The sequence below is a fragment of the Pseudomonas graminis genome (assembly GCF_900111735.1).
Classification (GTDB): Bacteria; Pseudomonadota; Gammaproteobacteria; order Pseudomonadales; family Pseudomonadaceae; genus Aquipseudomonas; species Aquipseudomonas graminis.
Map to the genome: position 1 here is coordinate 234,268 of NZ_FOHW01000001.1, position 26,437 is coordinate 260,704.

The 26,437-nt window shown below is 53.3% G+C and carries 30 protein-coding genes and 1 pseudogene; 23 read left to right on the plus strand and 8 right to left on the minus strand.

All coding sequences use genetic code 11. From position 1 onward, the window contains the following. The first annotated feature begins 18 nt into the window (after positions 1-18). The 7 genes from BMY98_RS01005 to ppa all read left to right on the plus strand — a co-directional run bounded on the left by BMY98_RS01005 (position 19) and on the right by ppa (position 4,911). Complete coding sequence (locus BMY98_RS01005) at positions 19-1,365, plus strand: voltage-gated chloride channel family protein (protein ID WP_012723171.1); 1,347 nt, start codon at positions 19-21, stop codon at positions 1,363-1,365. Then, positions 1,362-1,727: a hypothetical protein gene (locus tag BMY98_RS01010; RefSeq protein WP_012723170.1), complete on the plus strand. Its 366-nt coding sequence runs from the start codon at positions 1,362-1,364 to the stop codon at positions 1,725-1,727. The genes BMY98_RS01005 and BMY98_RS01010 overlap by 4 nt, the downstream gene beginning before the upstream one ends. A gap of 83 nt (positions 1,728-1,810) precedes the next feature. Next, the gene (locus tag BMY98_RS01015; RefSeq protein WP_012723169.1) at positions 1,811-2,134 is read left to right on the plus strand and encodes a DUF190 domain-containing protein; all 324 of its coding nucleotides are present in this window, start codon (positions 1,811-1,813) and stop codon (positions 2,132-2,134) included. Positions 2,135-2,176: 42 nt separating this feature from the next. Further along, on the plus strand, positions 2,177-2,443 hold the full coding sequence (locus BMY98_RS01020; protein WP_012723168.1) for a hypothetical protein: 267 nt from the start codon (positions 2,177-2,179) through the stop codon (positions 2,441-2,443). Between the two features lie 103 nt (positions 2,444-2,546). Then, positions 2,547-2,888 (plus strand): hypothetical protein, encoded by a 342-nt coding sequence (locus BMY98_RS27220; RefSeq protein ID WP_032657050.1) that lies wholly within the window; start codon positions 2,547-2,549, stop codon positions 2,886-2,888. A 73-nt stretch (positions 2,889-2,961) separates the two neighbouring features. Further along, positions 2,962-4,245: a phosphopyruvate hydratase gene (eno, locus tag BMY98_RS01030; RefSeq protein WP_012723166.1), complete on the plus strand. Its 1,284-nt coding sequence runs from the start codon at positions 2,962-2,964 to the stop codon at positions 4,243-4,245. 114 nt (positions 4,246-4,359) lie between these two features. Further along, the gene (gene ppa, locus BMY98_RS01035) at positions 4,360-4,911 is read left to right on the plus strand and encodes an inorganic diphosphatase (RefSeq protein ID WP_012723165.1); all 552 of its coding nucleotides are present in this window, start codon (positions 4,360-4,362) and stop codon (positions 4,909-4,911) included. 131 nt (positions 4,912-5,042) lie between these two features. On the opposite strand, the gene cydB is transcribed toward ppa, so the two are convergent. Then, a complete protein-coding gene (gene cydB / locus BMY98_RS01040; RefSeq protein WP_012723164.1) occupies positions 5,043-6,050 on the minus strand; it encodes a cytochrome d ubiquinol oxidase subunit II in 1,008 nt (335 codons plus the stop codon). A 3-nt stretch (positions 6,051-6,053) separates the two neighbouring features. Continuing rightward, positions 6,054-7,481, minus strand: a complete 1,428-nt coding sequence (locus tag BMY98_RS01045; protein ID WP_012723163.1) for a cytochrome ubiquinol oxidase subunit I — start codon at positions 7,479-7,481, stop codon at positions 6,054-6,056. Between the two features lie 45 nt (positions 7,482-7,526). On the opposite strand from BMY98_RS01045, the gene BMY98_RS01050 reads away from it, so the two are divergent. Further along, positions 7,527-8,135 (plus strand): uracil-DNA glycosylase, encoded by a 609-nt coding sequence (locus tag BMY98_RS01050; RefSeq protein WP_012723162.1) that lies wholly within the window; start codon positions 7,527-7,529, stop codon positions 8,133-8,135. An 8-nt stretch (positions 8,136-8,143) separates the two neighbouring features. On the opposite strand, the gene BMY98_RS01055 is transcribed toward BMY98_RS01050, so the two are convergent. Then, on the minus strand, positions 8,144-9,313 hold the full coding sequence (locus BMY98_RS01055) for a TDT family transporter (protein ID WP_012723161.1): 1,170 nt from the start codon (positions 9,311-9,313) through the stop codon (positions 8,144-8,146). 115 nt (positions 9,314-9,428) lie between these two features. On the opposite strand from BMY98_RS01055, the gene BMY98_RS01060 reads away from it, so the two are divergent. From BMY98_RS01060 to BMY98_RS27960, 10 genes are all read left to right on the plus strand, one after another. Further along, complete coding sequence (locus BMY98_RS01060; protein ID WP_012723160.1) at positions 9,429-10,325, plus strand: LysR family transcriptional regulator; 897 nt, start codon at positions 9,429-9,431, stop codon at positions 10,323-10,325. A 158-nt stretch (positions 10,326-10,483) separates the two neighbouring features. Further along, on the plus strand, positions 10,484-11,476 hold the full coding sequence (locus tag BMY98_RS01065) for a YVTN family beta-propeller repeat protein (RefSeq protein ID WP_012723159.1): 993 nt from the start codon (positions 10,484-10,486) through the stop codon (positions 11,474-11,476). A 59-nt stretch (positions 11,477-11,535) separates the two neighbouring features. After that, positions 11,536-12,771, plus strand: a complete 1,236-nt coding sequence (locus BMY98_RS01070) for a molybdopterin-dependent oxidoreductase (protein ID WP_103388956.1) — start codon at positions 11,536-11,538, stop codon at positions 12,769-12,771. Position 12,772: 1 nt separating this feature from the next. Further along, positions 12,773-13,135 (plus strand): hypothetical protein, encoded by a 363-nt coding sequence (locus BMY98_RS01075; RefSeq protein ID WP_224265906.1) that lies wholly within the window; start codon positions 12,773-12,775, stop codon positions 13,133-13,135. After that, complete coding sequence (locus BMY98_RS26615) at positions 13,132-13,638, plus strand: c-type cytochrome (protein WP_012723156.1); 507 nt, start codon at positions 13,132-13,134, stop codon at positions 13,636-13,638. The genes BMY98_RS01075 and BMY98_RS26615 overlap by 4 nt, the downstream gene beginning before the upstream one ends. Beyond that, positions 13,631-15,088 carry a cbb3-type cytochrome c oxidase subunit I gene (locus BMY98_RS01080; protein ID WP_046722265.1) on the plus strand — a complete coding sequence of 486 codons (1,458 nt, stop codon included), beginning with the start codon at positions 13,631-13,633 and terminating at the stop codon, positions 15,086-15,088. The genes BMY98_RS26615 and BMY98_RS01080 overlap by 8 nt, the downstream gene beginning before the upstream one ends. Positions 15,089-15,091: 3 nt before the next feature. Beyond that, the gene (locus BMY98_RS01085; RefSeq protein ID WP_012723154.1) at positions 15,092-16,381 is read left to right on the plus strand and encodes a cbb3-type cytochrome c oxidase subunit II; all 1,290 of its coding nucleotides are present in this window, start codon (positions 15,092-15,094) and stop codon (positions 16,379-16,381) included. A 3-nt stretch (positions 16,382-16,384) separates the two neighbouring features. Beyond that, entirely contained in the window at positions 16,385-16,579 is a 195-nt protein-coding gene (locus BMY98_RS01090) for a hypothetical protein (protein WP_032657047.1), read from the plus strand. A 121-nt stretch (positions 16,580-16,700) separates the two neighbouring features. Next, the gene (locus BMY98_RS01095; protein ID WP_012723153.1) at positions 16,701-17,081 is read left to right on the plus strand and encodes a COG4315 family predicted lipoprotein; all 381 of its coding nucleotides are present in this window, start codon (positions 16,701-16,703) and stop codon (positions 17,079-17,081) included. Between the two features lie 169 nt (positions 17,082-17,250). Next, positions 17,251-17,340, plus strand: a complete 90-nt coding sequence (locus BMY98_RS27960) for a DUF4113 domain-containing protein (protein ID WP_311138688.1) — start codon at positions 17,251-17,253, stop codon at positions 17,338-17,340. 204 nt (positions 17,341-17,544) lie between these two features. Here the strand turns inward: BMY98_RS27960 and istB are convergent, their stop codons facing one another. From istB to BMY98_RS01115, 3 genes are all read right to left on the minus strand, one after another. Beyond that, positions 17,545-18,294, minus strand: a complete 750-nt coding sequence (gene istB, locus BMY98_RS01105; RefSeq protein WP_012723152.1) for an IS21-like element helper ATPase IstB — start codon at positions 18,292-18,294, stop codon at positions 17,545-17,547. Next, positions 18,291-19,841, minus strand: coding sequence for an IS21 family transposase (gene istA, locus BMY98_RS01110; RefSeq protein WP_032657045.1), 1,551 nt, complete (start codon positions 19,839-19,841; stop codon positions 18,291-18,293). Before istA ends, istB begins: the two co-directional genes overlap by 4 nt. Positions 19,842-20,080: 239 nt before the next feature. Further along, the gene (locus tag BMY98_RS01115) at positions 20,081-20,344 is read right to left on the minus strand and encodes a hypothetical protein (RefSeq protein ID WP_012723150.1); all 264 of its coding nucleotides are present in this window, start codon (positions 20,342-20,344) and stop codon (positions 20,081-20,083) included. 112 nt (positions 20,345-20,456) lie between these two features. Here BMY98_RS01115 and BMY98_RS27505 point away from each other — a divergent pair, with 112 nt between their 5' ends. Further along, positions 20,457-21,497 carry a hypothetical protein gene (locus tag BMY98_RS27505; RefSeq protein ID WP_012723149.1) on the plus strand — a complete coding sequence of 347 codons (1,041 nt, stop codon included), beginning with the start codon at positions 20,457-20,459 and terminating at the stop codon, positions 21,495-21,497. Between the two features lie 283 nt (positions 21,498-21,780). On the opposite strand, the gene BMY98_RS01125 is transcribed toward BMY98_RS27505, so the two are convergent. Next, the gene (locus BMY98_RS01125) at positions 21,781-22,029 is read right to left on the minus strand and encodes a CsbD family protein (protein ID WP_074883463.1); all 249 of its coding nucleotides are present in this window, start codon (positions 22,027-22,029) and stop codon (positions 21,781-21,783) included. Between the two features lie 334 nt (positions 22,030-22,363). Here BMY98_RS01125 and BMY98_RS01130 point away from each other — a divergent pair, with 334 nt between their 5' ends. Then, positions 22,364-22,990 (plus strand): glutathione S-transferase family protein, encoded by a 627-nt coding sequence (locus BMY98_RS01130; protein ID WP_074883467.1) that lies wholly within the window; start codon positions 22,364-22,366, stop codon positions 22,988-22,990. A 149-nt stretch (positions 22,991-23,139) separates the two neighbouring features. On the opposite strand, the gene BMY98_RS01135 is transcribed toward BMY98_RS01130, so the two are convergent. Continuing rightward, positions 23,140-23,508, minus strand: coding sequence for a histone-like nucleoid-structuring protein, MvaT/MvaU family (locus tag BMY98_RS01135; protein WP_074883861.1), 369 nt, complete (start codon positions 23,506-23,508; stop codon positions 23,140-23,142). 722 nt (positions 23,509-24,230) lie between these two features. On the opposite strand from BMY98_RS01135, the gene BMY98_RS01140 reads away from it, so the two are divergent. From BMY98_RS01140 to BMY98_RS27510, 3 genes and pseudogenes are all read left to right on the plus strand, one after another. Next, a complete protein-coding gene (locus tag BMY98_RS01140; RefSeq protein ID WP_074883470.1) occupies positions 24,231-25,121 on the plus strand; it encodes a glycosyltransferase family 2 protein in 891 nt (296 codons plus the stop codon). A 232-nt stretch (positions 25,122-25,353) separates the two neighbouring features. After that, positions 25,354-26,103, plus strand: coding sequence for a WbqC family protein (locus BMY98_RS01145; protein ID WP_342742080.1), 750 nt, complete (start codon positions 25,354-25,356; stop codon positions 26,101-26,103). Positions 26,104-26,261: 158 nt separating this feature from the next. Then, a pseudogene (locus BMY98_RS27510) lies at positions 26,262-26,339 on the plus strand (AAA family ATPase); the annotation flags it as partial. Positions 26,340-26,437: the final 98 nt, after the last annotated feature.

Sequence of the window (26,437 nt, forward strand, 5' to 3'; positions counted from 1 at the left end):
ATTTTTGTGGCTGGCCAAATGTCTAAATTTCGACGACCTGAACAACTCGACTTACTGCCCTATATTGCGAAATGGCTTGCGCTTGCTGGTCTTGTAGCTCTTTTGGCAGGCTCTGCCTCTGCGTTATTCCTCCTTTCTTTGGATCATGCCACCCAGTGGCGAGAAGCCCATCCCTGGGTGCTCTGGCTCCTGCCAGTTGCTGGCTTTGCCGTGGGACTTGCGTATCACCTGATAGGCAAACCAGTTGATGCCGGAAACAACCTGATCATCGATGAGATCCACGATCCTAAAAAGACTATTCCCTTGCGCATGGTGCCGATGGTGCTAATCGGAACCGTGGTTTCCCACCTCTTCGGTGCATCTGTGGGACGTGAGGGAACGGCGGTGCAGATGGGCGGCGCTCTTGCGGATCAATTGACGCATGTCTTTCGGCTACGCCGCGAAGATCGCCGGGTGATTCTCATGGCCGGTATCAGTGCTGGCTTTGCGTCCGTCTTCGGCACCCCTCTTGCCGGGGCTTTGTTCGGACTTGAAGTGTTGGCCATCGGACGCATGCGTTACGACGCGCTTTTCCCTTGCGTGGTTGCGGCAATCGTTGCTGACCAGGTGGGGAAAGCCTGGGGAGTGGTTCATACGCATTACGTCATTGGCGAAGTGGTTCCCGTGCAGCTCTGGAGCGTCATGGCTGTGGTCGCCGCTGGGATTATCTTCGGCCTCACTGGCCTGCTATTCGCGACGACCACCCATAAGCTAGGGGCTTTCGTTAAACGACTTATCTCCTATTCGCCATTACGACCATTCGCCGGCGGCCTTCTGATCGCAGTGGCAGTGTGGGCGCTTGGTAGCAACCATTACACCGATGTCGATAAGTACATCGGACTGGGGATTCCGAGCATCGTCCAATCCTTTCAAATGCCAATGGCTCCTTGGGACTGGCTTGGAAAGATGTTGTTCACCGTTGTCTCCCTGGGGACTGGATTCAAGGGCGGCGAAGTCACTCCGCTGTTTTACATTGGAGCCACCTTGGGGAACGCGCTAGCGCCCCTCTTACATCTTCCCTTCGGCATGCTGGCTGGTATCGGTTTTGTCGCTGTCTTCGCTGGTGCAGCTAATACGCCACTGGCAACCATTGTCATGGCCATGGAGCTCTTCGGGCCTGAAATTGCTCCGCTTGCAGCCATTGCCTGTATCGCAAGTTACCTCGTATCCGGGCATACCGGGATCTATCACGCCCAGCGCGTCGGTCACAGCAAGCATCACCGTCCTCTGCCGAAGGAAATCCGGCTCTCCGATATCAAGCAATTTCATGCTCAAAGTGAATCCGCCAGCGAGCGCAAAGTGACTTTTATTGGGGAAGAGAAATGACCGAACATCGCCAAGATCGCCTGACAGCTTTGCAGCTCTATTTCCCTGGCGCTAGTCGGGCTCGAGTTACAAATTTCTGGCATCACCTGAGTGCGCCCGCACTTGCCCAACACCTTCTTAAAGTCGCGCAGAAAGCCAAGATTGATCAGGTCATGCTCAAACCGATTTCTGCGGGCTATTTGACGGGCCATCGCATTTCCCATCATCACCCGGAGCTTGGTGATATGCGTCATCCGCAGTGTCTGGAATTGCTGGATACAGAGGTCAAGCTGCGCACCTTCCTGCGCGACCACGCTGACGAGTTGCGCAAGGTGCGAGCAGTTCTTCTCTTATGCGAGTTACCGCTCAGTGAAGCCTTGTAATTCAGTTCAAAGAAACAGTTCGCAAATGAAGAGGCATAGCCGACTAACCGTTGGTCGCTCTCGCCACATTAGAGGATGTTGCCATGAATGGCTTTCAACTGACGTTTTTCACTGAACAGAGTACCAACTACCAGCATCTTCCACTCGGGGAGTGGCTGGTTGAGTTCGCCAAACGAGAGGGCATGTTGGGAGCGACGCTGGTGAGCGGTACGGAAGGCCTGGATCATTTAGGACATTTGCATACCGCGCATTTCCTCAGCGGTGCTGATCATCCGGTCACAGTGACGATATCCACTGATGAGCCCGGGTGCGAGAAGTTGCTGGAAGCATTGGCCAAGGAGGCGTTTTCGCTGAGCTTTATCAAATTGCCCATCGAGTACGGTCGAGTGGGCCAGGCGAAAAGCTGAAAACCACGGTTTGTTGGACAACCAGTAAAAAGGATAAACGCCATGTACCGAATTTATAACCTGCGTCCACAGCCAGCCCCCGTCAACTGGGCTCGTGACAACAGGCCGCTCCTCGTAGGACTGGTTTTTTGGGCGCTTTTTTTGGCGGGCATTGCAGGCAGCCAAAAGGTATCGAGCGAGGGTTGGTACATCGTCACCTCGCTCGAAGGCGCCTTGGTCACGATGCGCATGCCCAGTGAGAAATCCTGCAAGGCAGACGTGACCATCACCTGCGTACCTGGCTACGAGCTGAGAGCACAGCAACGTTGAACGTTACGAGCGCGATGGTGGTGGGCAATCCAAAGATGAGATTGCGAAATGGAACTCACCGACGTCGGCTCATCAAAACCACTTTAGAGAAATGGGATACCACATGAGCGCAGTGATGCTGAGCATCGTATTCGGGCTTGTGATGGGCAGGCTTTTTACAGGATCCGTCTATGAATTCGTCGCGCTTTTCATCGTAAGCATTGGAGTGTCGTTGCTGACGTTTCATCTGCTAGATCAAAGGCGGGCCATGCTACAAGCCCAGACTGCGTACTGCTGTTCTGTGATGGTTGCGTCAAACCAAATGCTGGAGCTTTTCCAGATGGCAAAGGGAGGGCAATTCATGCCCTTGGTGGGAGAGATTCCTGAGCTAATTATTGGAGGCTTCTTGGTTCCCGCAATTGCGGTGTCGGCAGTGCAGCTGTTCAGAATACTCATGGAGAGCTGACTTCCGAAATCGAGGCCTCTCGACTTATTCACATGGTTAATGACGTTCCCGAATCGTCCCTTGGAGAAAATCAATGAAAACGCAAATCCAGGCTATTCATGCACGTGAAATTCTCGATTCACGCGGTAACCCTACCGTTGAAGTCGACGTCACCTTGGAGTGCGGAACACTGGGCCGGGCTTCAGTCCCGTCCGGTGCCTCTACAGGCGCTCACGAAGCTGTTGAGTTGCGTGACCATGATCCAAAGAGGTATTCCGGCAGAGGAGTGTTAAAGGCCGTTAGCAATGTGAATACCGAAATACTTGAGTCTCTGAGAGGCCAGGATGCAGTTGACCAGGAACAGATTGATCATCTGATGATTAAGCTGGATGGAACACCTGATAAGTCTAGGCTTGGAGGAAACGCCATCTTGGGCGTCAGCCTCGCCGTAGCCAGAGCGTCGGCTTCTGCGATGAAAGTGCCCTTGTTCCAATATCTGGGCGGCGAGCAAGCAGCAAGAATGCCCGTCCCAATGTTCAATATTCTCAATGGCGGTGTTCACGCAAACTGGCAAGGCCCTGACTTCCAAGAATTTATGATTGCACCTACAGGGGCTGGCAGTTTCAAGGAAGCCTTGCGTTGGGGCGCTGAGGTGTACCACGAGCTGAAAGCGGTGCTTAAGGACGCCGGCTACTCAACAGCGGTCGGAGATGAAGGCGGCTTTGCGCCGACGCTCAAGAAAAACTCAGATGCCATTGAGCTGATCATTAAGGCAATTGAAAGGGCCGGTTATACCCCTGGATCTCAGATCGAGATCGCTATCGACCCAGCATCCAGCGGTTTCTATGAGAACGGTCTTTACCATCTGCGCTCTGAAGGTCGTAAGGTCGATGCTCAAGAGCTGATTAGTCTCTATTCCTCCTGGGTCGACAAGTACCCGATTGCGGTACTGGAAGATGGCCTCGCGGAAGACGATTGGTCGGGCTGGAAGCAATTGAATGCTGCGCTGGGTAACCGGATCGAGTTGGTTGGAGATGACCTGTTTGTCACCAACGTCGAACGGATTCAACGAGGCATCAAAGAAAACGTCGCCAATGCTGTACTGATTAAACCCAATCAAATCGGAACCCTGACTGAGACCAAAGCCGCCATCGTAATGGCTTACGGGGCAAATTGGGGAGCTATGGTTTCTCATCGTAGCGGGGAGACTGTAGACAGCTTCATCGCAGATCTGACTGTTGCCATGGGTACTGGCCATCTCAAGACGGGCGCTCCATGTCGAGGGGAGCGGGTCGAGAAATACAATCAGTTTCTGAGAATAGAAGAGCATCTTGGCAGCCATGCGTTTTATGCAGGACATGATGCATTCGTGCGCTGACGGCCTATAGCCGGTAAACCTGTTGTACTGGTTACCGTAAAAAACGAACCACATATCGCTGTTGGCAAAAACGTCAGTGGCATTGGCCTTTCCTAGACGCTTGGAGATATGAGCATGAGCTACACGGATATTCCAGCTGGTAACGCGATCCCCGATGACTTCTTCACCGTTATCGAGATTCCTGCAAACCACTCGCCGATCAAGTACGAGGTGGACAAGCCGAGTGGACAAATTTTCGTAGACCGCTTCCTCAGCACGCCCATGTTCTATCCGGCCAACTACGGGTTCATTCCAAATACGTTGAGCGATGACGGAGACCCGTTGGACGTCTTGGTGATTTGCCCTTACCCGGTATCGCCTGGCGTTGTCATTCGTAGTCGCCCGGTTGGCGTGATGTACATGACGGACGAAGCTGGAGCGGATGCCAAGGTGATCGCGGTGCCTCATGAAAAACTAAGCTCTGTGTACAGCAACATAAAGGAATTCTCTGACCTCCCTGCATTACTCCTCGCACAGATCCAGCACTTCTTCGAAAGCTACAAGGCATTGGAGCCGGGTAAGTGGGTAAAGATGGGCCGTTGGGGGAGCGCAGATGAGGCCCGAGAAGAGATTCGCAAATCGGTAGCTACGTATAAACCAAAAAAGGGGGACCACTCGCCACATTAAAGGATGTGGCCACCTGTGTACCGAGCTACGCTCCAAGCACTGCAATAATGTCACTGATGGCGAAGTAACCCAAGGACTGCATTCCTGAACGGACTAGAGATTCCCGAGGCATTTAAAGGGTGTCAGTTCACTCAATGATAGCCTGCCTGATCGTTAACCTTTCCTCGGAACACGGAGTAGCTCCAAATGGTGTAGCCCAGAATGATCGGGATAATGAGCAGAGCACCTACAAGCATAAAACCTTGGCTTTGCGGGGGGGCTGCGGCATCCCAGATCGACGTCAACGGTGGGACGATGTTCGGCCACAGGCTGATGCCGAGGCCGCTGTAACCCAGAAAGATCAATACCAGGGTCAAGATAAAAGGCGCGTAGTGAGCACTGCTCGCCACGGCCCTGAACAACCCCCACATAGTCACCAACACTAGGACTGGCACCGGCAGGAACCAGAACAGGTTCGGTAGGCAGAACCAGCGTGCAGCGATATCGCCATGGGCGAGCGGCGTCCATAAGCTGACCACGGCGATCACAGCCAGCAGTGCCAACGTCAAAGGACGGGCCAGGTTATGCATGGCTTTTTGCAGCACGCCTTCAGTTTTCATGATCAGCCAGGTGCAGCCAAGCAAGGCATACGCAACTATCAGCGCAGCGCCGCAGAACAGACTGAACGGCGTCAGCCAGTCTAGGCCGCCCCCGGCGTACTGGCGATCGACCACCGGGAGGCCGTCGATGTAGGCGCCCAACGCCACGCCCTGGAAGAAGGTCGCCACCAGGGAGCCGCCGATAAAGGCCTTGTCCCAGATGTGGCGCTTCTCGTCAGTGGCCTTGAAACGGAACTCGAAGGCCACGCCGCGGAAAATCAGCCCGAACAGCATGAAAATCAGCGGCAGGTACAGGGCCGACAGGACCACCGAATAGGCCAGCGGGAAGGCGCCGAACAACGCCGCGCCGCCAAGCACGAGCCAGGTTTCGTTGCCGTCCCAGACAGGCGCGACCGTGTTCATCATTACGTCGCGATCGCCCGAGCCCTTCATGAAAGGAAAAAGAATGCCAATCCCTAGGTCAAAGCCGTCCATAATTACGTACATCATGATGCCGAAGATGATGATCACGGCCCAAATCAGCGGAAGATCAATGCCCATGAGTCAATGCCCCTTGTGATGGCTATCAGCATCGCCACCGTGGGCGGCAGATAGAGGACGGGCAGGTGTTCGCAGATGGCCAGGCCCACCGTGGCTAAGCGCGTCGCCTTCGTGATTTTGGGGTCCTTTACGTACCAGGCGCATCATGTAGCCCAAGCCGGTTCCGAAAAGCGCGAAATAAACCAGGACAAACAGCACTAAGGTAATGCTCATCTGCGCCACGCTATGGTTCGACGAAGCATCGGCAGTGCGCAGCAGTCCATACACTACCCAAGGCTGACGACCGATTTCAGTGGTAAACCAGCCGGCCAATAGGGCGATCAGCCCTGACGGCCCCATAAGCATCAGGAAGTATAAGAACGAGCGGCACCGGTAGAGCGTGCCGCGCTTTCGCAACCATAGACTCCACAGTCCAGTGAAAATCATCAGCATTCCCAAGCCAACCATGATACGGAACGACCAGAACACGATAGTCGAGTTGGGGCGATCCTCCGGCGCAAAGGATGCCAAGGCAGGAATCTGACGATCCAGGCTGTGGGTAAGGATCAAACTGCCCAAGTAGGGAATCTCGACGGAAAACCGGGTCTTCTCAGCCTTCATATCGGGCCAGCCAAACAGGATCAACGGCGTCGGCTCATTGCCCACGTTTTCCCAGTGGCCCTCTATTGCCGCAATTTTTGCCGGCTGATGCTCCAAAGTGTTCAACCCGTGAGCATCGCCCACCACGGCTTGTATCGGCGCCACAATCAACGCCATCCACATCGCCATTGATAACATTCGACGGACGGCCGGGTTATCGCGACCTCCCAACAGGTGCCAGGCTGCTGAAGCGCCGACAAAGAACGCCGTTGCCACGAAGGCAGCAATCGACATGTGCACCAGGCGGTAAGGAAAAGACGGATTGAAGATAATCTTCAGCCAGTCCATCGGAATCACTTGACCATGATCAATTTTGAAGCCCTGTGGGGTTTGCATCCAGCTATTAGAGGCGAGAATCCAGAACGAGGAAACCAAGGTGCCAACGGCCACCATCACGGTAGAAAAGAAATGTAGGCCACGGCCGACTCTACTCCAACCAAAAAGCATCACACCCAAGAATCCAGCTTCAAGAAAGAAAGCCGTCAGTACCTCGTAGGTCAGTAGGGTCCCCGTTATAGGGCCGGCGAAATACGAAAATCTGCTCCAATTGGTACCGAACTCATACGCCATGACCAATCCTGACACCACACCCATACCGAAGTTGACTGCGAAGATTTTGATCCAAAAGTGGTATAAGGTCCGATAGGTATTGTCATGCGTCCTCAACCAAAGACCTTCCAACACTGCTAGATAAGCAGCCAGCCCGACGGTAACTGCCGGGAACAGGATGTGGAATGAAACGGTGAAAGCGAACTGCATTCGCGCGAGGTCAAGAGCTTGAAGATCGAACATATCGTGGCCTCCTAATGGCAATTTCGTATCAATAGAGGAAGCGTCTTGTCAGTGTCGACTCACCAAGGCACCGCCCCCCTCGGGATTTCGCTTGAAGCGCGAGAAATTTTTCTGCTGATGCCGAACGTTGCGCAACTGACGCGCTGGGTGATTTCCCAGTCCACGGGCGACAAAACCTTGCCGTATTTCGATCCGTTGGATGGCGGCGTCTACGCCAAAATATTGATATTGCTAGAGTCACCCGCGCGAACGGTCAGTCGTGCACGGTATGTCTCACGAGACAATCCGGGGCCTGCACAACGCAACCTCAAAAGTTTCATGGAACAGGTTGGGTTGGAACGCCGAGAGACCGTTATCTGGAATCTATATCCTTGGCTGCCCGATCTTGAAAAGCCCAAGGCGTCGCTCCGCAGGGCGCAAATTGAGGAGGGAATTGAGAAGCTAATCACGCTGCTTCCGCATTTTCCTGATCTCGCGACTGTCGTATTTGCCGGACGTGTCGCTCAGCAGGCGATGCTGCGGGTTCGACACGCCTTTCCCGATATCTCATTGCTCGAGATGCCACACCCCAGCCCGCTTTCTGTTTGCACTCACCCGAGTGTTCGGCAACGCATCCTATCCACGCTGCGTGACGCCAAACAGTCGATTGAGTAGCCAAAGGTTCAGGGTTTGCTCATCTTGTTCAGCGAGGCGATGCAGGGCGAGATGAACAAGTTGCCGCGATACGCGCCTACCAAAGTTTTGGCCGCGACGATGATCCACATGATCGCAAGCAGCAATACCAGTACCACGCCCACAAAATTGAAGAACGCGAGGTGCAACATGGAGCCCAATTTAAGGGTAGTCACCGCATACACGCCTAGCGGAAAGGTGAAACCCCACCAGCCGAGGTTGAAAGGAATACCCTCCCTGAAGTAGCGACCGGTAATCAGCAGCGCCAAAACCATCCACCACAATCCAAGCCCCCAAAACAGCACACCACCGATCAAGCCAATGCCCTCGGCAACGCCTCCGATGCCGGCCATTCCATGAGCGGCGAAGATCGCCGGAGCGTCGCTGCCGAGTACCAGCATCCCCAACGCACCAGTACCAATGGGCCCTAATGAAAGCCAGCTCGATGCCGCCATGCTCTCATGAGGCAATTTATGCAATGCCATGCGCAGCAGCAGAATCACCAGAATACTCAAGGCAACGGGCACTGAGTATGCCCATAGCACGTAGCTGGTGATCAACAGGGTGAACTGTGCACTCGCATCAGCAAGGTGCGGCGCCAGTAGCCCACCACTGGCGGCGGCTACCTCGGCCGCAACCACAGGTAGCAGCCATACTGCTGTCATCTGGTCGATACTGTGCTGCTGGCGGGTAAACATCATGAACGGGATCAGAACCCCGCACGCCAACGCCATGGCGACATCGATCCACCACAGGACTTCAGCTAAAGCGACAACCCCATCCCCCCAGCGTGGCAAGCCATAAAGGAGAAATCCGTTGATGATTGTCGCCAGCCCCATGGGGATGGTTCCAAAAAACATCGACACGGTGGAGTGACCGAAGATCTGTTTGGCTTCATTAAAGAACAGGGCCCAGCGGCTTGCGTACAACACCGTAAAGAGGCAAAACAACGCGATATTGAAAAACCACAAGGCTTCACCTAACACTTTGGGCCACTGCGCGGCAAATGGCAGTTGGCCCAAAGCCAGAGCCAGAATCCCGGTGCCCATCGTGGCGGCGAACCAGTTAGGTGTGAACTGCCGGATCGCTTCTCGTGGATTGGACAATGCTGCCAGTGGATGGCTGCCGCCCATAATCGCTGCGAGTCGTGTATCACTCATTTTCGCGCTCCCGCTTCAGTGTTCATTCAATGTGACTTGCCTGAAGTATAGCTTGATGAGGTTAGCGGCTAAACGGATAGTATAGGTTTACGTTACCTGTTAAAGAGGTAGAAAATTGAAGTTAAGCCTACGTCAATTGCAAATCTTCTGCGCCATTGCGCAACAGGGCAGCACCACCAGCGCGGCCATCGCTGTGTCACTTTCGCAATCGGCCACCAGCGCCGCACTCAACGAGTTGGAAAGCGCCTTGGATACCCGGCTTTTCGATCGCGTAGGCAAACGCTTGGTGTTAAACAATAACGGCCAAGCATTACTGCCCCAGGCCAGAAGCATGCTTGAGAACGCGTTGCAGATAGAAAACAGCTTCCTTCCAGGGCATGCAGAGCTGAAGACTCGCTTGCGGGTAGGCTGTAGTACCACTATAGGCAACTATGTTTTGCCATTGATACTTGGCGAGTTACGCCAATCGGCTCCGCACCTGCGGGTCGATGTTGATATGGCCAACAGCATGGCTATCGCCCGGAAGGTCGCAGATTTCGAGATTGATATGGGACTGATTGAGGGACCGTGCCACTTGCCCGAACTGAGTGCCGAACCTTGGCTTGTAGATGAACTGCTCATTGTAGCGGGCCAACGTCACCCTTTAGCACTCAAGTCGCAGGTCACCCTTGATGACCTGCGTACTGCTGAGTGGCTTCTCCGCGAACCTGGCTCGGGCACTCGGGAGGAAGTCGAACAGTTGCTGTTGCGTCACCTGCACGACCTCGCTGAAACCCGCCAGATCGGCAGCTCAGAAGCCATCAAACACGTCCTTGCACAAGGCATCGGCATCAGTTGCCTGTCGAGCAGGGTCGTTCGGGATCTGCTGACTTCTCAAGACCTGATTGAACTGCCGCATGCGTTGCCTGGGCTGAGCCGGCGCTTTTTTCTGATCCGCCACCGGGAAAAATTCATCTCGTCCGGACTTGAACGGTTCTGGCAAAGTTGCACTCAGTTTGCGAGCCAAAGCTAACGAAATCTATTTGAAAAGTAGGTAACTACTACCACAACAACTTGTTTTCGGAATTTATCCCAAGCGCTTAAGGTCAACTCATTGTCTAGCAGCAATCAGCGAGCTGCATTTGCCAAGGCGCAATCTCACGCCTGGCTGCCCCTTGTGAGGAACCTCTGATGAATGTGATCAAGAAAACAGTGACTGCACTGGCGTTGGGTATCGCGCTCGCCGCATCAATGAGTGCGTCGGCAGCGGAAGATCGCTGGACCTTCGATGGTGATATTCATAACAACTCACTGGCTGTCAGCCCTGACGAATCGACAGCCGTAGTCTCCTACAGTCAGCGTCCTGACGTGGTGGTCTACGACTTGAAAACCGGCAAGGTTCGTCAGGTTCTCACCGGCTATATCACGCCACGCAACATTGTCTTTTCTCCAAACGGCGATGTGTTCTACCTTTCCGACAGCAGCTTAGGGGTCGTTCGTAAGATCGACACCAAAACATTAAAAGTCATCGCAGATCTTCCGTTAGGTGCAGGTGCTTTTGGTACCACGCTCAGCAAGGATGGGAGCCTGCTCTACGTCAACAACGAGGCCGCCAGCACCTTGTCGGTTATTGACCTTGATCACCAACGACCAGTAGCTGTGGTACCTGGCTTCTCCCAACCGCGCCAAGGCATCCGAGTAAGCCCTGACGGCAAAACCGTCTATGTCACCAACTTTCTTGGCGACAAAATCACCCTGGTCGACAGCAAGACCAATAAGATCGAAGGTGAGATCACTGGCTTCAACAAGTTGCGCGCCATCTCCATATCGGCCGACGGCAATACGCTGTACGCGGCTAACAGCGGCAGTAACAGCATCGCAGTTGTCGACACTCAAAAACGCGCTATCACAACCACCGTTATGGTGGGCAAAGACCCCTACGGTGCAGCCCTGACTCCAGACGGACTGCACGTCTACTCGGGTAACCTGGGTGACAACACCCTGTCAGTGATAGACACCAAAACGCTGAAAGTGACGACCACTGTGACCGGTTTGAAGGCACCCCGCCAGGCCATTGTCTTCACCAAAGACAAGTCGAAGGCTTATGTCCTCAACGAGGACCTGAGCATCTCCACCGTCGATCTCGCCAGCAACAAGGTGGTATCGACGCTCAAGGCTGACTGATCGAAACAACGCAGGCCTTCTCGAGGGCCTGCTGATACTCCACGACCTGGTGAATAATAATGAATGGAAGTGATGAGTTCTGGATGATGAATCGCCGTCGTTTACTCGGGTTGGCCACTAGCGCTGGTCTCGCTAGCCTGCTTCCGCGCCAAGCCCTTTCTGGAACGGACTTGGCGCAACTAGATAGGATCGAATCCGCAGAGTCCGAACGACGCCTTGTACGTTTTCCAGAGAAAACGGGACTGATTCTGATTACTGATCGTCCGCCGCAGTTGGAAACGCCGCTGCATTATTTTCGCCAGGACCTGACGCCTAACGAAGCCTATTTTGTTCGGTGGCATCTGTCGGGGTATCCAACTCAGGTCGATACGCGAACCTTTCGACTGCGTCTCGATGGCCAGGTTGCCAATCCTCAGTCTTTTTCTCTTGATGCCTTGGTCAACGAGTTCGAGCCCGTGACACTGGTGGCCATGAACCAATGTTCAGGCAATGCCAGAAGCTTGTTTGGTCCTAAACCTCCTGGTGGGCAATGGCAATTTGGCGCGATGGGAAATGCACAGTGGACAGGCGTTCGCCTCAAGGACCTCCTTGATCGTGCAGGTGTTAAAGCAGGAGCAGTCGAGGTGGCAATTTCTGGGCTGGATGAGTCGCCAATGCCAGGCTTGCCAAAGATCGTGAAGTCATTGAAGTTTGACCATGCCAATGATGGTGATGTGATGGTTGCATACGCAATGAATGGCGCACCACTGCCGATGCTCAATGGCTTTCCATTGCGCTTAGTGGTACCCGGTTGGTACGCGACTTACTGGATTAAATCATTGGCTCACATTGAGGTGCTAGATAAACCTTTAAGCAATATTTGGATGAACCAAGCCTACCGAATTCCTGATAATCCAGAGATCAACGAGGAGCCAGGAAACCTCTCCAAGAAAACGGTACCCATCAACCGCTTTGTCACTCACTCCGTATTCGTACGTCCAGAACCCGAAGAACTATTGCTTGTAAATCATCCATACATGCTAGAGGGCTTAGCCAATGATGGCGGCGATGGTATCGCTCGGGTTGAGGTTTCAGTTGACGGCGGGCGTACTTGGGCAGATGCGACGCTCGACCCCGAGATCGGCCGGTTCTCTTGGCGTCGGTGGCGCTTCGTATGGACCCCCCTTGACAAAGGCCGATACACGTTCAAGGTCCGCGCCACCAACCGCGCCGGGCAAGGTCAACTGACCACCCAGTGGAATCGGGGAGGCTATGCGCGCCGGGTTATCGAACAAACCACTGGAATGGTGGTGTGAGATGACGACATTTCTCCAGCCTAGAATGCTCTTTTTTGCCTTGATGTGTAGCCTACCTATTTGGATACCAAGCGCCTTTGCGGCCGAGGAACCGAAGGTCGATTTTGGTGCTCCCGTGCACTCAATCACTGTTCCCCACGACGAGCCCTACTTGCCGGACGGTCCGGGGCGCAGCGAATTTCTGGCACAATGCGTGATCTGCCATTCTCCTCGTTACGTTACCAACCAACCTGCATTTCCGCGTAAAACCTGGGCGGCTGAGGTCGCCAAAATGCGCGACGAATATGGAGCGCCCATCCCCGACGAAGCCGTACAACCAATCATCGATTATCTGATGTTCTTCAATGGCAAGGAGACACCATGAGTGATCCTGTTCGCGACACATCGGCCCATGGGATTTCCCGAACTGCATTGGCTATGTTGATTGGTGTATTGGCGCTCGGCACGTTGATATCTTGGAAGGTCATCGGCACCCACGGCGCCTCGGATATCACCCGACGAGGAGATGCTCTCCCGTCGCGAGTGGACTCAACAGATAAGGTCGAGTTGACCACTGCATTGGTCGGCGCAGGCGCAATTGTGGTCCAACAGCGTTGCGCAGGGTGTCATGACGCGACTCAACGTTCGGTAGGTCCTAGCTGGAATGCAGTCCTTGCACGATATAAATCTGTAATTGGGACGAAGCCGCTTAATCACGAAGCATTGGCTGTCATGGTCGCTGCCATTTCCCATCCCCAACCAGGATGGGATGGTTATTCTGCAGGGCCTACGGACATAACACTGACGCCGGAGGAGCGATCAGGAACGGCAGCATGGATTCTAAGCCGCTCCAAAACCGTTTCGTTGAAGGAGCTAAGCCATGAGTAGACTGATAGCTGGAACAGAGCATGCTCTAGACGCGAATCAACCCTCGGATATTTTGCCGCGCATTGATTACGATCTTATCAAAGCCCACGGTTATGCAGCAGTGATCACACTGTTTCTATCAGCTCTTGCGGGCCTGCTTGTTGCTCTGAAGCTGACAATGCCCGATCTGCTGAGTAGCCACGCAGCGCTGACCTGGGGTCGCCTGAGGTTCGATCACACACAAGGTATTTTTTTTGGTTGGCTTGCCAATGCTTTCTTTGCGTTCTGTTACCACATGGTCCCGCGCCTGGCTGATCGCCCGGTGTTCAGTCGCAGATTGGGCTGGGTCATTTTCTATATTTGGAATCTTGGTGTCCTTTTGCCCGGATGGTTACTTATTTCCCTCGGGCTCGATAGCCCATGGTTCGCAATACAGTCTTTAGAATGGGCGGAGTTCCCAATGATCGTGGACCTAGTGGTAGTACTCGGTCTGATTTTGGTATGTGCCCAATTCGCGGGGCCTTTCTTGCTTAAGCGGCAACGAGGAGGCTTGTATATTTCGGCTTGGTACCTGATCGGCGGAGCCGTATTTACGCTGCTTGCATATCCAGTAGGAAATTTCGCGCCTGCATTTATCCCCGGCGCGCAAGGTGCTGCATTCAGCGGGCTTTGGATTCACGACGCAGTGGGTTTGTTCGTTACGCCATTTGTACTTGCGATCTCTTACTACATTATTCCGGCCGCCACCAATCGACCTATCTATAGCCACTTTTTGTCAATGATCGGTTTCTGGTTTCTATTCTTTTTTTATCCGCTCAATGGCACTCACCATTACGTCTATTCGGCTATCCCCATGGACGCGCAGAAGGCGGCCATTATCGCCTCCGTGTATTTGGGCATGGACGTGATACTAGTTGTATTCAACCAACTGATGTCACTGCGAGGCCAAGCTTCGACAGTCGCAAGCGATGTCCCTCTGAGGTTTGTCTGGACGGGCACGGTGTTCTATTTAATCGTCAGTTTGCAGGGCGCGTTCCAGGCTCTGATGCCGGTCAACCGATTGACTCACTTTTCCGATTGGGTAATTGGCCATTCGCATCTCGCGATGCTGGGTTTTGCAACCTTCGTTGCCGCTGGCGGGATTGCCCATGCCTGGCAGCGTATACCAAACAACCGCTACAGCGCAGCGGCGATGAATTGGGCTTACTGGCTGATAACTATCGGCCTACTGGCCATGTTCACCACACTAACGGCCGGCGGTTTGGTACAGGCACAAATATGGGAAACCACCGCGCCGTGGATGGACTCTGTACGCGCATCTCTGGCGTACTGGTGGATCAGAGACCTAAGCGGATTGCCGATTCTGGCAGGCTTCATCGCGTTTTTCCTGGGCCTAACTACAGGAGCCCGAAACAACGGTGCTGCCGTAAGTACCTCTCCCGTCATTCACCCTACGTTAGCGGGAGTTTAAGGTATGCAAACGGTTACCAAGCATCGCCTGTTCAATAGCGCCTATCTGATCATATTTGTAGCCGGTATCGGCTTCTTTATCTTGTCGTTTATGCTGCTCGGGATATTGCCTGGGAAGCAACTGCAAAAGGAAATCGAGGCCCGTGCACCTGCCAACATGCAACAGTATTCCGCGAAAGAAGAACGAGGGCGCATTGTATATGCCCGCGAAGGGTGCGGTTATTGTCATACTCAACAAGTACGATTCGTAGCTCAGGACGTCAGTCGCTGGGGGGCGCCCACTGAAGCATGGGAAACGAAATACGACTACCCACAACTCTGGGGGACTCGCCGCATTGGTCCTGATTTAGCTCGGGAAACCGAGGTACGAAGTAATGATTGGCATCTGACCCACCTATTCAATCCTCGATATGTCGTTCGTGACTCTGTAATGCCTGGCTATCCCTGGTTGTTTAAAGGTGATGCCAACAAACCGACATCGGATGGAATTGACCTCGTTGCCTACTTACAGACGCTTGGTAGAGCTAGAAAAGTTTCGGGTTATGACGATCCGCTTCAGGCGCAGGTTGACGCTCAACAATCAACCCAGAAGAGCAGTAACGCGATGTCGCACGACAGCATGGCAGATGAAGAAATGTCGGCGTCACTCAATGTAAGCCAAGATGCAATCGCCGCGCGACCTCGCTTGGATGGGCCAGTGCCTGGCTTTGTGATACCTACTAACGCAAATGACCGCTCGATCGCATTACGTCTGGGACAAGCGGCTTTCGCGGAGAACTGCGCCGGGTGCCATGGTCCGAGTGGAACAGGTGATGGCTTAGCGGCGCCGACGTTGCTGCCACGTCCGGCTAACCTGCGCGATGCACAATTTACAACCCGGCATTTAGCCGATGTTTTGTGGAACGGCAGGCCCGGGACAGCAATGCCCGCTTGGAGAGACCTTGATAACTCAACGCTGGTGGCACTCACGCTTTATGTGCAAAGCCTGCATACAGCGGACGAGCGCGCCTTGCCGTCTAGCGACGTAGCGCTTGGGCAGTCTCTATTTTCCACCAATTGTGCTAGCTGCCACGGTGCCAGTGGCCAGGGCAATGGGCCTGCATCTCGCGGGCTCTCCCCACGCCCCGCGAACTTCTGGGAGAAGAAAGGCAACACGGCGTATCTGGAGAACGTCTTGCGTGAAGGCATACCAGGTACGGCAATGCCTCCCTGGAAAGCAGTGCTCTCGGACGAACAACGAACTGCTGTAGTTACCTATTTGCGTACGCTATACCAACCTACCGAGCAGGAGTGAATCATGTTTGCTTCAATGGTAATTGTGATGACCCTGATCGTTTCTGCATTCGTTGTAGCTTGGTGGGTCAGCCCTGAACTTCGGCTGTGGAGTGAGGCGCCCAAGCTCGTGATGCTTGAGCGTGAACGTCGTTTTGCTCAAATAAGAACGCCATTGGATCAACAGGGGGGGAAAGATCAGGGTTCCGGTAAAACATAATATTGGGAAGTTTTTTACGGAACTGGAATAGAACTGTCTGGCGTTCGTCTACTGTCTGGTCGCGTACTATTTCAAATAGCAGGCGAGCCTACAAAAATTCACAAAAACCAAAGGAATACGTATGTTCAAAAAAATGATCCTCACCGCTGCTGTTGCCGTCTGCTGCATATCTGGTTTTGCGTTCGCCGACGCGCCAGTCAAGGTTGCTGAAACAGACAAGGGAAAAGTACTCGTAGACGCGAAAGGAATGACTCTGTACACGTTCGGTAAGGACACCTCGGGCAAGTCGGTCTGCACTGGGCCATGCGCTGCAAACTGGCCACCTCTGGCAGTGTCGGCAAACGCCAAAGCGGATCATGATTATTCTGTCGTCACTCGAGACGATGGCACAAAACAATGGGCTTACAAAGGCATGCCACTTTACAGCTGGGTCAAAGATACCAAGCCAGGGGATACAACCGGCGACGGTGTCAACCAAGTCTGGCACGTTGCTAAACCGTAACCTCATTAATTAACAGGCTAGCATGCGCCCTGGCTTTGTCAGTGGCGCAAACTAGAAGTTTAACTACCTGATAGTTCCGCCAACGTGCGGCCGCTGCGCCTCACAAAGCATGATGGATCAGATCAACGTAAAATGGGGCCGAGGCACCGTACGCTCTTGAGATGTTCCCATAACGCCATACTGGGGTATGAAGCGCCAGATGCTAAGCCCCATTTGCACAACCCAGCTGGATCACCTCTGGACTGTTAAATTTAAATAGGGCTAGCACTGGGGCTGGGACTTACTAAAGGTTTCAACCCTCAGATCTGATTAAGGTAGGATGATTCAAAGAGCATAGCAAAAATCTTAATCCCGCCAATTATACATTATTGAAAAAACAGGTGATTGCGTTGCATTTGACCAACTGCTTGCATTCAATTTGACCAATTGCATTCGTATTGCCCACCTGGATAAACACCGGATCCTATTGCAACCGTTTGCGACTTTTGATCCTTCGCATTGATTCGCCTTTCAGTTCTATAACGTGGGACTTGTGAACGATACGGTCAAGAATTGCATCGGCAATCGTGGGGTCGGAGAACAGGTCATACCATTTTTCTTTAGGGTACTGACTTGTAATCAACAATGAGCCGTTCTGTGACTGCTCGTCGATAACGTCCAGGAGGAACGGGCCCAACTGGGCGTCAATGCCACCGATGCCCAAATCATCTATGACTAATAATTCTGCGCGGATCAAATGCCGACGTAGTTTAGGCGTGGTGTGGTCAGCGTAAGAAAGTGAGATTTCTTCAAAAAGCTTCGTGGCAGTGCGATACAGCGTCGCTCGCCCAAGGCGGCAGGCTTGGTTTCCGAGTGCGCAAGCGAGCCAGGTTTTGCCAGTGCCCGTAGCGCCCGTGATGATCACATTCTGACGTCGCGCTAACCACTCGCACTCACCAAGGGACATGACCGTATTGCGGTCTATGCCTCGAGACGCCTTGAATTCAATGCTGTCTATTGTGGCTTCATTCTCACGAAGCCTTGCGTTCTTTAGCAAACGTCCAACCTTTCTGCTCTCACGCTCGCTATTTTCGGCATCCATCATTAAACCAAGCCTTGTTTCGAATGGTTCTTTCAGCAGCGCCGGTGTTTCAAGCTGACGCTCGTAGGCTGCTGCCATCCCGTGCAGACCAAGAGACATAAGGTTTTGGGCAGTATCGAGGATTGACTTCATAGCGGCTCATCTCCCTGTGAGGCGTAGTATTCAGCACCACGTATGTTGGCGTGTTCGACCAAGGGGGCGGATCTTCGGTAGTTGGGGCGCAGGTCAGATTCGTTCCGAAGGATCGAACGCAGCCGCTCAGAACTTAGGATGTTCAAGCTATTCGCATAGCCGCACGCGGACTCAAGGCGTGACGGTGTGATTGCCCCTTTGCGAACGTCACGTTTCAGGCCAACAACGACCTTCAAACCGGTCGAGAAATCTTTCCGCAGGTTGAGGTTGTCCTTCACGAAACGGAGCGTTTCCGGCCCAATAGTCTCAGCCCAGACAATCAGAGCTTCCGGCTGGGAGTCCTGGAAATATCTGTGATTCGGGGCCAAGTGCTCTTTGAGAGTGCTAGTGCCCCGCTGACGATTGAGCTTGTGCGAGCCGATGAGACGGCGCTGATGAATGATTTCGAGCCAATCGTCTCGCACGCGCAAATCGACAAGAAGATTCGCGAAGTGGTAAGGAACCGAGTAGCTGTGCTCTTCAAATTGTACGTGGTAGTCGCTGCCTACCCTAACCTGATACACCCACTTGCTGTAGCTGTACTTATGTTCTGGGAGCGGCTTGAGGGCTGGATAGTCAAGCTCAAGGAAGCGGCTGGTTCGGCTCTTAGGGTACGTTCGAGTGATTCGACTGTTTAGCTCATCAACCCAGTAGCTGATTTTCTCGTTGAGCTCTTCTAAGGAAAAAAAGGTGCTCGCTCTCAGCCTTGCGAGAACGAATCTTTGTACCAGTTGAACAGCAATCTCACCTAGCGACTTGTCTTGCGGTTTACGCGGTCTGGCGGGGTAAATTTGAAATCCGTAGTGCTCAGAAAACTCGGCGTAGGCACGATTTAGGGTCACCACATCTCTCGTGTTTTTCGTCACTGCTGACTTCAAATTATCAGGCACAACGAACCGTGGAACCCCGTCGAAGAACTCCAGGGCCAGAATGTTGCATCTGAGCCAGTCTGGGATCGTTTGACTTCTCACGGCGGTGGCAAAAATGTATCCCGAGGCACCTAGCGTTGCCACGAACACCTGAGCTTGGCTGATTGCTCCAGTATCCGGGTTGGTCACAGGCATTGTCCTGCCACAAAAGTCCACGAAGCACTTGTCTCCGGGGAGGTGAGTCTGTCGCATGCTCAGCTTTTGCCTATTGACCCATTCACGATAAATCCGTGTGAACTGAGCATAAGACACGCCTTCTGGCTCGCTTGTACGAAACTCTTGCCATAGGAGTTCCAAGGTGATGTCAGGAAGTTTTAGCTGTTCATGGATGGCAGGCCATGACGGGTAAGCCTTCCTTTGAGATGAGACTTTTGGCTGGGTATGCAGACGCTCCGCCAGCGCTTTGTCGTCAAGGTGCTTCAGTTCTTCCCAGCTTTGTCCACACTGTGCCAACTGATCCCGAATGGTGCGAACAGTGTTATGGGACACTTTGGCTAATAGGCCAATAGCCCTATTCGACAGCTTGGGGTCGCTCGTAAGGCGTAGCACCTCGCGCTGCGTACTTATTGGCAGCCTCATATGTTCTCCTCGCGACAGGTGTGTGAACACCTCACAGGTCGCGCCGTGTGAAAATTGCAGACAAACGGAATGTGATCGACTTGACGCCGAACGCGAGGGAACACAGAATGACGGCGCGTAGGGCTGAAACCTAACACCATCAAAAAAGCCTAGGGCTCCACCCCTGGGCTTTTTTGTGCTCCAAATCCACCGGCTAGCTCCTATCCTGATCTCATTGTGATACTCCTCATATGCTTAGTTCATACGGCCTGCTGCCGTGCGCAGCGCTGCGTAGCAATCCACCAAGCGACCTCTTTGGACAGAGCAAAGAACCCCCGACGATTAGGCACTTCAAATAGCGGCACCTCAATTGTCCCTCGCTGTTTAGCTTTACGAAACGCGTCGTACGATGTGTAACCCAACTCTCTCCACAGCGCGCTGCCACCCACCATCAGGCCATATCGCTGTTTGAGGTCGAGCTCTAATTCGAATGACAGAAATTGGATTTCAAGGGGCTCGCGCATCGCACTTAATGTCCGGTTTGGTCACAGTTGATAGTAATAAACCGCCCCCTTGCGCTCCAGCCGTAAGACTTCTACATTTTTTACGGTACAAAGATCGTTCGGGGATTTTTAAGTGTCTGATTTTAAGAGAATTGCAAACATTTATTCGGAGTTCGCAGGCAGCTTGCGCGAACAAATTCCGGAAAATAGCCGCCCCCGAAGCAACACAGTGGAAATGCTCGCAGTGGGCTACTGGTTCGAAGGACTGAGGCAGCGGACAGGCCTCAAAACTGCCTATGCCCTTGAGCTGTATTTCGAAAAAGAGTCATTTCGAAGAAATACGAATGGCACGATCCGGCATTACCGAAGCAAGTGGTCTAGGTACGAACAGAAAATGATCTCCCCCAAGGCCAAGACCTTGAGTAGGGTGGAACTGCTAGCACCTGGATCGTCCCGCGACCTGAATCATCCCATATGGACTTTGATGAAGCTGATCTCCCGGCAACAGAAAATCAGCTTCGACAGCTACTTCCGTGCGTTAAATACCGATGTCCAACTGGTGCTTTATCGCAGCACCAGCAACATGATTTGGGACAGTGTTCAGCGCGAACCAATCACTCAAGTTCTACTCGAAAAACTCGAACGCAGGGCAAGCTTGGATGCCCTCGCTGCGTTGATCGCGATAGTGGTCGAAGCAGATCTCCTAGGTCGAAAAACCGTTGCTATCAAGGCAGCAGGCACCTTGCACAAAGTACTTCTGATGCTGGCAATGGAGCTTCAAGCGCGCGGTGTTGCCGTTGGCCTAATCGATTGGCTCGTGTTCAACGTCCTACCCCTTGGAGTGCCTGCCCATCTGCATATCTGGATGAGCAGCGCTGACTACATCCACGCGTCGGCGCATTTGAACACCATGGTTTACCAGCATCCGGAAAGGCGCGGAAAAGCCCTACCTTGGAAGCTTCGTAATAAGCTGATGTGCAAGCTGCTTGCCGGGGACATGGGAATTGACGTTTTGCACGCAATGCGCCCTCAGTTCGAGTTGCGGACGGACATAGGGGAAATTGCGGCCGAGCTGGTCGAGGAGTTTAAGAAGACGTCGGCACTGAGAACTTGGGGATGGATGTGCATCATCGATGGCGCGCCACAGACAGTGCCACCAGTACCGCTGCTTTAGCCTTTCAAATGACTCGCTAGGCGAGTGGTCAAGTCCAATGCAAATGCCTGGTCACTTCCGATGCAAACGACTGGTCAAGTCGAATGCAAATGGCTGGTCAAATGGGTTGCAATTTCCCACCGCCCCTGCCAGCACGAAGAACCAACTGTATTTTTGAAATTTTTGCATCGATCAGTCCATGATTTCGTAGTATCGCGTCGGATTCGATAGCCCACCGAACGGCTGTCTGATGCTCCGGTACGCGCTAAGGGACGCCCCTGGCGGAGCCTCCCTTGCTCCTCACTCAGCGGCGGAGAAGACGGTCCAGAATCAGCAAAGCAATGCCACCAATTGCAACTGCAGCGACTGGTTTCTCTTTAACAAACGCAGATACGCTGTTCATGGCATCGCCATAGGCTTGGGTCAACTGACCAGAAGCCTGGCGACCGGTACCCTCCGCCTCCAGCGTCGAATCACCAAACAGTTTCCCTACTGCGCTCTGTGCTTTGCCGGCAACCTGCTCTACAACGCCTTCTACCTGTTCGCTTTTCATGATTCACCAAACCTTCGTGTGTGAGTGACCCAGGATCAGCCTGGGATTGACGCAACGTGCGCAGAATTAGGGGACAGGCGAAGTGATTAGTTCAGCGAGGATGAGCCGAGGGATTCCTCCGTATGCCCCCCTACCCGTCGCCATCCTGCGCGTCACTGCAGGAGATCACGTCAATGCCAATGGGCGCCGAACGTATCGCGAATCAGGTTTTGCATCATGTCCGGGGCGCCGCCTTTGAGAAGATGCCAGGGACTGCTGATTTCGCAACCATTTAGAACCACAGGGCGACACGACAGTCTGTCCTTACACACCTTTGCATCTCATAGGGAACCCCATGATCATCGTTCACCATCTCAACAATTCCCGTTCGCAGCGCATCCTCTGGCTACTGGAAGAGCTCGCCCTGCCCTACGAGATCAAGCACTACCAAAGAGACGCCAAGACCAACCTGGCGCCGCCTGAATTGAAAGCCATAAACCCGCTGGGCAAATCACCGGTTATTCAGGATGGACCTCATGTGCTGATCGAATCCGGGGCTATCGTCGATTATCTGATCCGCCGCCACGGCGACGGCCGCTTGCAGCCTGATCCAGCCACCGCGACCTACGACGAATATGTGCAATGGCTACATTTCGCAGAAGGGTCGGCCATGCTGCCGCTCATGCTCAACCTTTATGTCGGGCGACTTGGGGACGCTGGCAAGCCGCTCCAGCCGCGAATCGAATCCGAGCTGGCCAACTATCTAGGTTATCTGGACGCCGCTGTGAAACTCACCCCGTATTTGTTGGGTGAAGAAATCAGCGGCGCGGATATCCAGATGAGCTTTATCGGCGAATTAGCGAAGTCCCAAGGCATGCTGCAAGACTACCCTTCCCTTGCCGCGTGGATCGACCGGTTCCAGGCGCGGCCGGCCTATATCAGTGCAATAGAAAAAGGCGGTGAGTACACGTTCGCGGGCTGAGTACGACCAAGGCGATGCAGGGCTCTAAGGGCGTGTACGACACAGCCCACACACGCGGCACGGCGTGGCAACGGACCTGCATGTGAGCTTAGAGCGGAGTCGCACCCATTAAAAAGCCGTCTCACGACGGCTGTTTCAGCTTCAAAAGGTCATTTAACCAACCAATTCTCAACCTCTTCCCCGAACTGACCCTTCCAGGCTTTCAGAAGCTTGTGGTTGCCGCCCTTGGTTTCTACGACCTCACCCGTCAACGGGTTTTTATACACCTTCATTTCTCGGGCCTTGCGTGTCTTTTTCTCGGCAGTCACTGGAGCAGACTTCCGGCCGCTGGCTGCCTGCGGATCCAGAATGCCAACGATCTCCCTCAAGCTGAAGCCGTACTCTCCGAGCAGGCCACGCAGTTTGGTTTCAAATTCGATTTCTTTCTTCAAACCGGTATCATTTTTCAGCGTTTCAAGCTCGGCGAGCTGGGCGGCGAGCTGTTGTTCAAGTTTGCGGAATTCTGCGAGGCGGGACATGTAGATCTCCAGGGTCGTCTTGATGTGAGCGATATTAGCCGAACGCCGGAGATCAGTCATTCGCCTTGTTCTCGTCAACACTGCGCCGAGCGACTGCTGCGCTGCACGATATAAAAATCAAGGCTGCCGCTGTAAAGACTGGTTGTTGATAGTGAGCTTCTTAGATCTGCCCTTTCAACAGGCGGATAAACGACGCCAAATAATCGCTGGAGGATGTGTCGTAGCTTATCCATCGCAAAGACCAGCGATGACAAATCGCGGAAGCCCCAGGGCTGAATGAGCTTAGATACCTCGCGCCCAGCTATAGATTTCCCACAACAGGCAGCCGATTCAGGCTCGCTTTCCAGCGCCGAAATAATGTCGCCTCTCGGGGTGCCTGATCAGGTAAACGATTGGACAAGAATGTGTACAAAGTCGATACATATAGGGGTCGGATGGTCTTGTCGGCATGCCAGGGCTCGCGAAGCTTTTACATCACGGATGGAGAACAACGGCGTTGATCCTGGACGCCTGCTCTTTGCGTCGGCCACAGCTCTAAACTGGTCGTTATAACGCACGTTGTCGAAGATGTTGACAGTTCTTGGCAAACGTTTCTGACGAGCTGCCCCAAGCGCGATCCGCTGCGTGTGCATTCAAAACCTCGAAGTTGCTTGAAGTACATCAGGCGGAGTTATTGAACGCTGTTTGCTATTTCACTCACACCTGTCAGCGAATGTATCACTATGAACCCACTTCTTAGCATCGTGTGCCCAACCTTTAACCAGGCGGCGTTTCTCGCTCGAGCACTGGATGGCTTTCTGTCACAACAGACGACCTTCCCTTTCGAGATTTTGGTGAACGATGACGCTTCAACTGATGGCACAGCGCTGGTCCTGGCTAAATATGCCGCGCTTTACCCGAAAATCATCCGGCCATTTTATCAAGAGGAGAATCAGTACCAGCAGGGTAAGACCTGCACACCGGGAATATTCAAGGAAGCCCGCGGACGTTACATCGCCTATTGCGAAGGAGACGACTATTGGACTGACCCACAGAAACTCCAGATTCAGGTTGATTTTCTGGAGGCCAATCACGACTACGTGTTGACCTACCACGATGCAATGGCCTTCGACGTCAATGGCGAAAGAGGTATTCAGCTCTTGGGCAAGTGGCGCCGAGATGCAAGCGCTGTGGAACTGCAACAAGGGCGACCGATTTCCACGTTGACGGTATGTTTTCGCAACGTTCTTCATGAATTACCCCAGGAGTTACTCCACGCCCCTCTAGGCGACATGTGCTGGTGGTCTCTGCTGGGCGCTCACGGCAAGGGGAAGTTTCTCGGCCGCATAAAGCCTGCCGCTTACCGGGTTCACCCAGGTGGAATATTTTCCATGCGTTCCCACAGACGCAAGTTACATATGAATTTGCAAACGTACTCCGCACTCGCAAACTACTACCATCGCATGGGCAATCAGCCGTTATATGAGTACTTCTTGACTCAGCTGTTTGGCATGTGCCTGTCGGCCATCTCGCCTTTTCAGAAACTCTGCGCACTGGGTCTGGTCGCTCGAAACGTCAGCATAAATTTGGGCAAAAGGCTCATTCCGTCTCGCAGTGAACGACATGTTCAATAGCGCGCAGAAAAAGTTGAAAAACAAGGCTGGGCATTGCATCACCCTTGCAGGGCGCCAGAGGTTAACAGAAGAAAGCGTTCACGCATTGGACTAAAAGCCTTGACAGCGCCCCACCGCGACTCGTCATCCCTTTTAGTCATCAGCTATTAGCAGTGCATCGTCATGCTATATCGATACAAAAGCAACCAATCAAGGTAGTTATTGGCGTAACTAAAATATGGAGATTAACCTGATGAAAACCATCGCAATGATGCAGCCCTACCTTTTCCCCTACCTCGGGTATTTCCAACTTATTGCGGCAGCCGATGTGTTTGTTCTGGGCGATGACTTGCAATACATGAAGGCTGGCTGGGTCAATCGCAACAGGATACTCGATAAGAACGAGCCCAGGATGGTCACTTTTCCACTCAAACGTGATCGATTCGACTTGGGCATCAATCAGCGCCGGCTTTGCGATAACTTCGACGAAGAAGCAGAGCGCTTGATCAAATTAATCACTCATTGCTACTCCAAAGCGCCTTGTTACGGAAAAGTCATGCCACTGCTACAGCACTTGATTCGCTCGCCGCAGCGGAACCTGGCGCTGTACATCGAGCACTCGATCAAAGAGCTGTGTCATTATCTGGATATTCGAACACCGATTTATAAAGCTTCTGACCTGGAGATGGCGGGCTCAATCGACAAGCAAGACCGGGTCATCAAGACAGCGAAATTGTTTGGTGCGAGCACCTGTATTAATTCTGTAGGCGGCACCGCGCTTTACGACTCCGGGTACTTTGCGCAGCACGGATTAGCGCTTGAGTTCCTTAAAATGGACGACATTGCCTATCCCCAGTACCGGTCGACCTTCGTTGGCAATCTTTCGATCATTGATGTAGTGATGTTTAACTCTGCTGAGACAGTCAGAGAACTGTTGCCATGCTATTCAATACAAAGCGATAGCGTCACACCGCTGCCGGCGCGAGAAGCGCGGTACGCCTGATTTTACCCTGAGTGTCTGGTCAGGCCCTCTCGAGCGTTCCGTCTTGATGGTGTACATGCCCAGACCAGGGATTCAGCGGCTGGTTGATGGACAACATACGGATGGGTCGCTTCCACGCCACGACGTATAGTGAATCAACCCACGTCCAAGGACAGACAATGCTTATCGTATTCAGCGGCCTTCCTGGCACCGGAAAAACCACCATCGCCCAAGAGCTCGTCTCTGCGAGCGGGGCTTGCATCTAATGTCCGTATGGGCTGGTCGTCGGGCGCGAGGGGTTGCAGGAAATCCTGCTCGGCAAATGACTCAGCCCCCTCCCCGGCCAGCAAATTTT

What these genes read in the sequence shown, in the direction of transcription:
- BMY98_RS01005 (WP_012723171.1), top strand. Translation starts at nt 19, where the DNA reads ATGTCTAAATTTCGACGACCTGAACAACTCGACTTACTGCCCTATATT.
- BMY98_RS01010 (WP_012723170.1), top strand. Translation starts at nt 1,362, where the DNA reads ATGACCGAACATCGCCAAGATCGCCTGACAGCTTTGCAGCTCTATTTC.
- BMY98_RS01015 (WP_012723169.1), top strand. Translation starts at nt 1,811, where the DNA reads ATGAATGGCTTTCAACTGACGTTTTTCACTGAACAGAGTACCAACTAC.
- BMY98_RS01020 (WP_012723168.1), top strand. Translation starts at nt 2,177, where the DNA reads ATGTACCGAATTTATAACCTGCGTCCACAGCCAGCCCCCGTCAACTGG.
- BMY98_RS27220 (WP_032657050.1), top strand. Translation starts at nt 2,547, where the DNA reads ATGAGCGCAGTGATGCTGAGCATCGTATTCGGGCTTGTGATGGGCAGG.
- eno (WP_012723166.1), top strand. Translation starts at nt 2,962, where the DNA reads ATGAAAACGCAAATCCAGGCTATTCATGCACGTGAAATTCTCGATTCA.
- ppa (WP_012723165.1), top strand. Translation starts at nt 4,360, where the DNA reads ATGAGCTACACGGATATTCCAGCTGGTAACGCGATCCCCGATGACTTC.
- cydB (WP_012723164.1), bottom strand. Translation starts at nt 6,050, where the DNA reads ATGGGCATTGATCTTCCGCTGATTTGGGCCGTGATCATCATCTTCGGC.
- BMY98_RS01045 (WP_012723163.1), bottom strand. Translation starts at nt 7,481, where the DNA reads ATGTTCGATCTTCAAGCTCTTGACCTCGCGCGAATGCAGTTCGCTTTC.
- BMY98_RS01055 (WP_012723161.1), bottom strand. Translation starts at nt 9,313, where the DNA reads ATGAGTGATACACGACTCGCAGCGATTATGGGCGGCAGCCATCCACTG.
- BMY98_RS01065 (WP_012723159.1), top strand. Translation starts at nt 10,484, where the DNA reads ATGAATGTGATCAAGAAAACAGTGACTGCACTGGCGTTGGGTATCGCG.
- BMY98_RS01070 (WP_103388956.1), top strand. Translation starts at nt 11,536, where the DNA reads ATGAATGGAAGTGATGAGTTCTGGATGATGAATCGCCGTCGTTTACTC.
- BMY98_RS01075 (WP_224265906.1), top strand. Translation starts at nt 12,773, where the DNA reads ATGACGACATTTCTCCAGCCTAGAATGCTCTTTTTTGCCTTGATGTGT.
- BMY98_RS26615 (WP_012723156.1), top strand. Translation starts at nt 13,132, where the DNA reads ATGAGTGATCCTGTTCGCGACACATCGGCCCATGGGATTTCCCGAACT.
- BMY98_RS01080 (WP_046722265.1), top strand. Translation starts at nt 13,631, where the DNA reads ATGAGTAGACTGATAGCTGGAACAGAGCATGCTCTAGACGCGAATCAA.
- BMY98_RS01085 (WP_012723154.1), top strand. Translation starts at nt 15,092, where the DNA reads ATGCAAACGGTTACCAAGCATCGCCTGTTCAATAGCGCCTATCTGATC.
- BMY98_RS01090 (WP_032657047.1), top strand. Translation starts at nt 16,385, where the DNA reads ATGTTTGCTTCAATGGTAATTGTGATGACCCTGATCGTTTCTGCATTC.
- BMY98_RS01095 (WP_012723153.1), top strand. Translation starts at nt 16,701, where the DNA reads ATGTTCAAAAAAATGATCCTCACCGCTGCTGTTGCCGTCTGCTGCATA.
- istB (WP_012723152.1), bottom strand. Translation starts at nt 18,294, where the DNA reads ATGAAGTCAATCCTCGATACTGCCCAAAACCTTATGTCTCTTGGTCTG.
- istA (WP_032657045.1), bottom strand. Translation starts at nt 19,841, where the DNA reads ATGAGGCTGCCAATAAGTACGCAGCGCGAGGTGCTACGCCTTACGAGC.
- BMY98_RS01115 (WP_012723150.1), bottom strand. Translation starts at nt 20,344, where the DNA reads ATGCGCGAGCCCCTTGAAATCCAATTTCTGTCATTCGAATTAGAGCTC.
- BMY98_RS01125 (WP_074883463.1), bottom strand. Translation starts at nt 22,029, where the DNA reads ATGAAAAGCGAACAGGTAGAAGGCGTTGTAGAGCAGGTTGCCGGCAAA.
- BMY98_RS01130 (WP_074883467.1), top strand. Translation starts at nt 22,364, where the DNA reads ATGATCATCGTTCACCATCTCAACAATTCCCGTTCGCAGCGCATCCTC.
- BMY98_RS01135 (WP_074883861.1), bottom strand. Translation starts at nt 23,508, where the DNA reads ATGTCCCGCCTCGCAGAATTCCGCAAACTTGAACAACAGCTCGCCGCC.
- BMY98_RS01140 (WP_074883470.1), top strand. Translation starts at nt 24,231, where the DNA reads ATGAACCCACTTCTTAGCATCGTGTGCCCAACCTTTAACCAGGCGGCG.
- BMY98_RS01145 (WP_342742080.1), top strand. Translation starts at nt 25,354, where the DNA reads ATGAAAACCATCGCAATGATGCAGCCCTACCTTTTCCCCTACCTCGGG.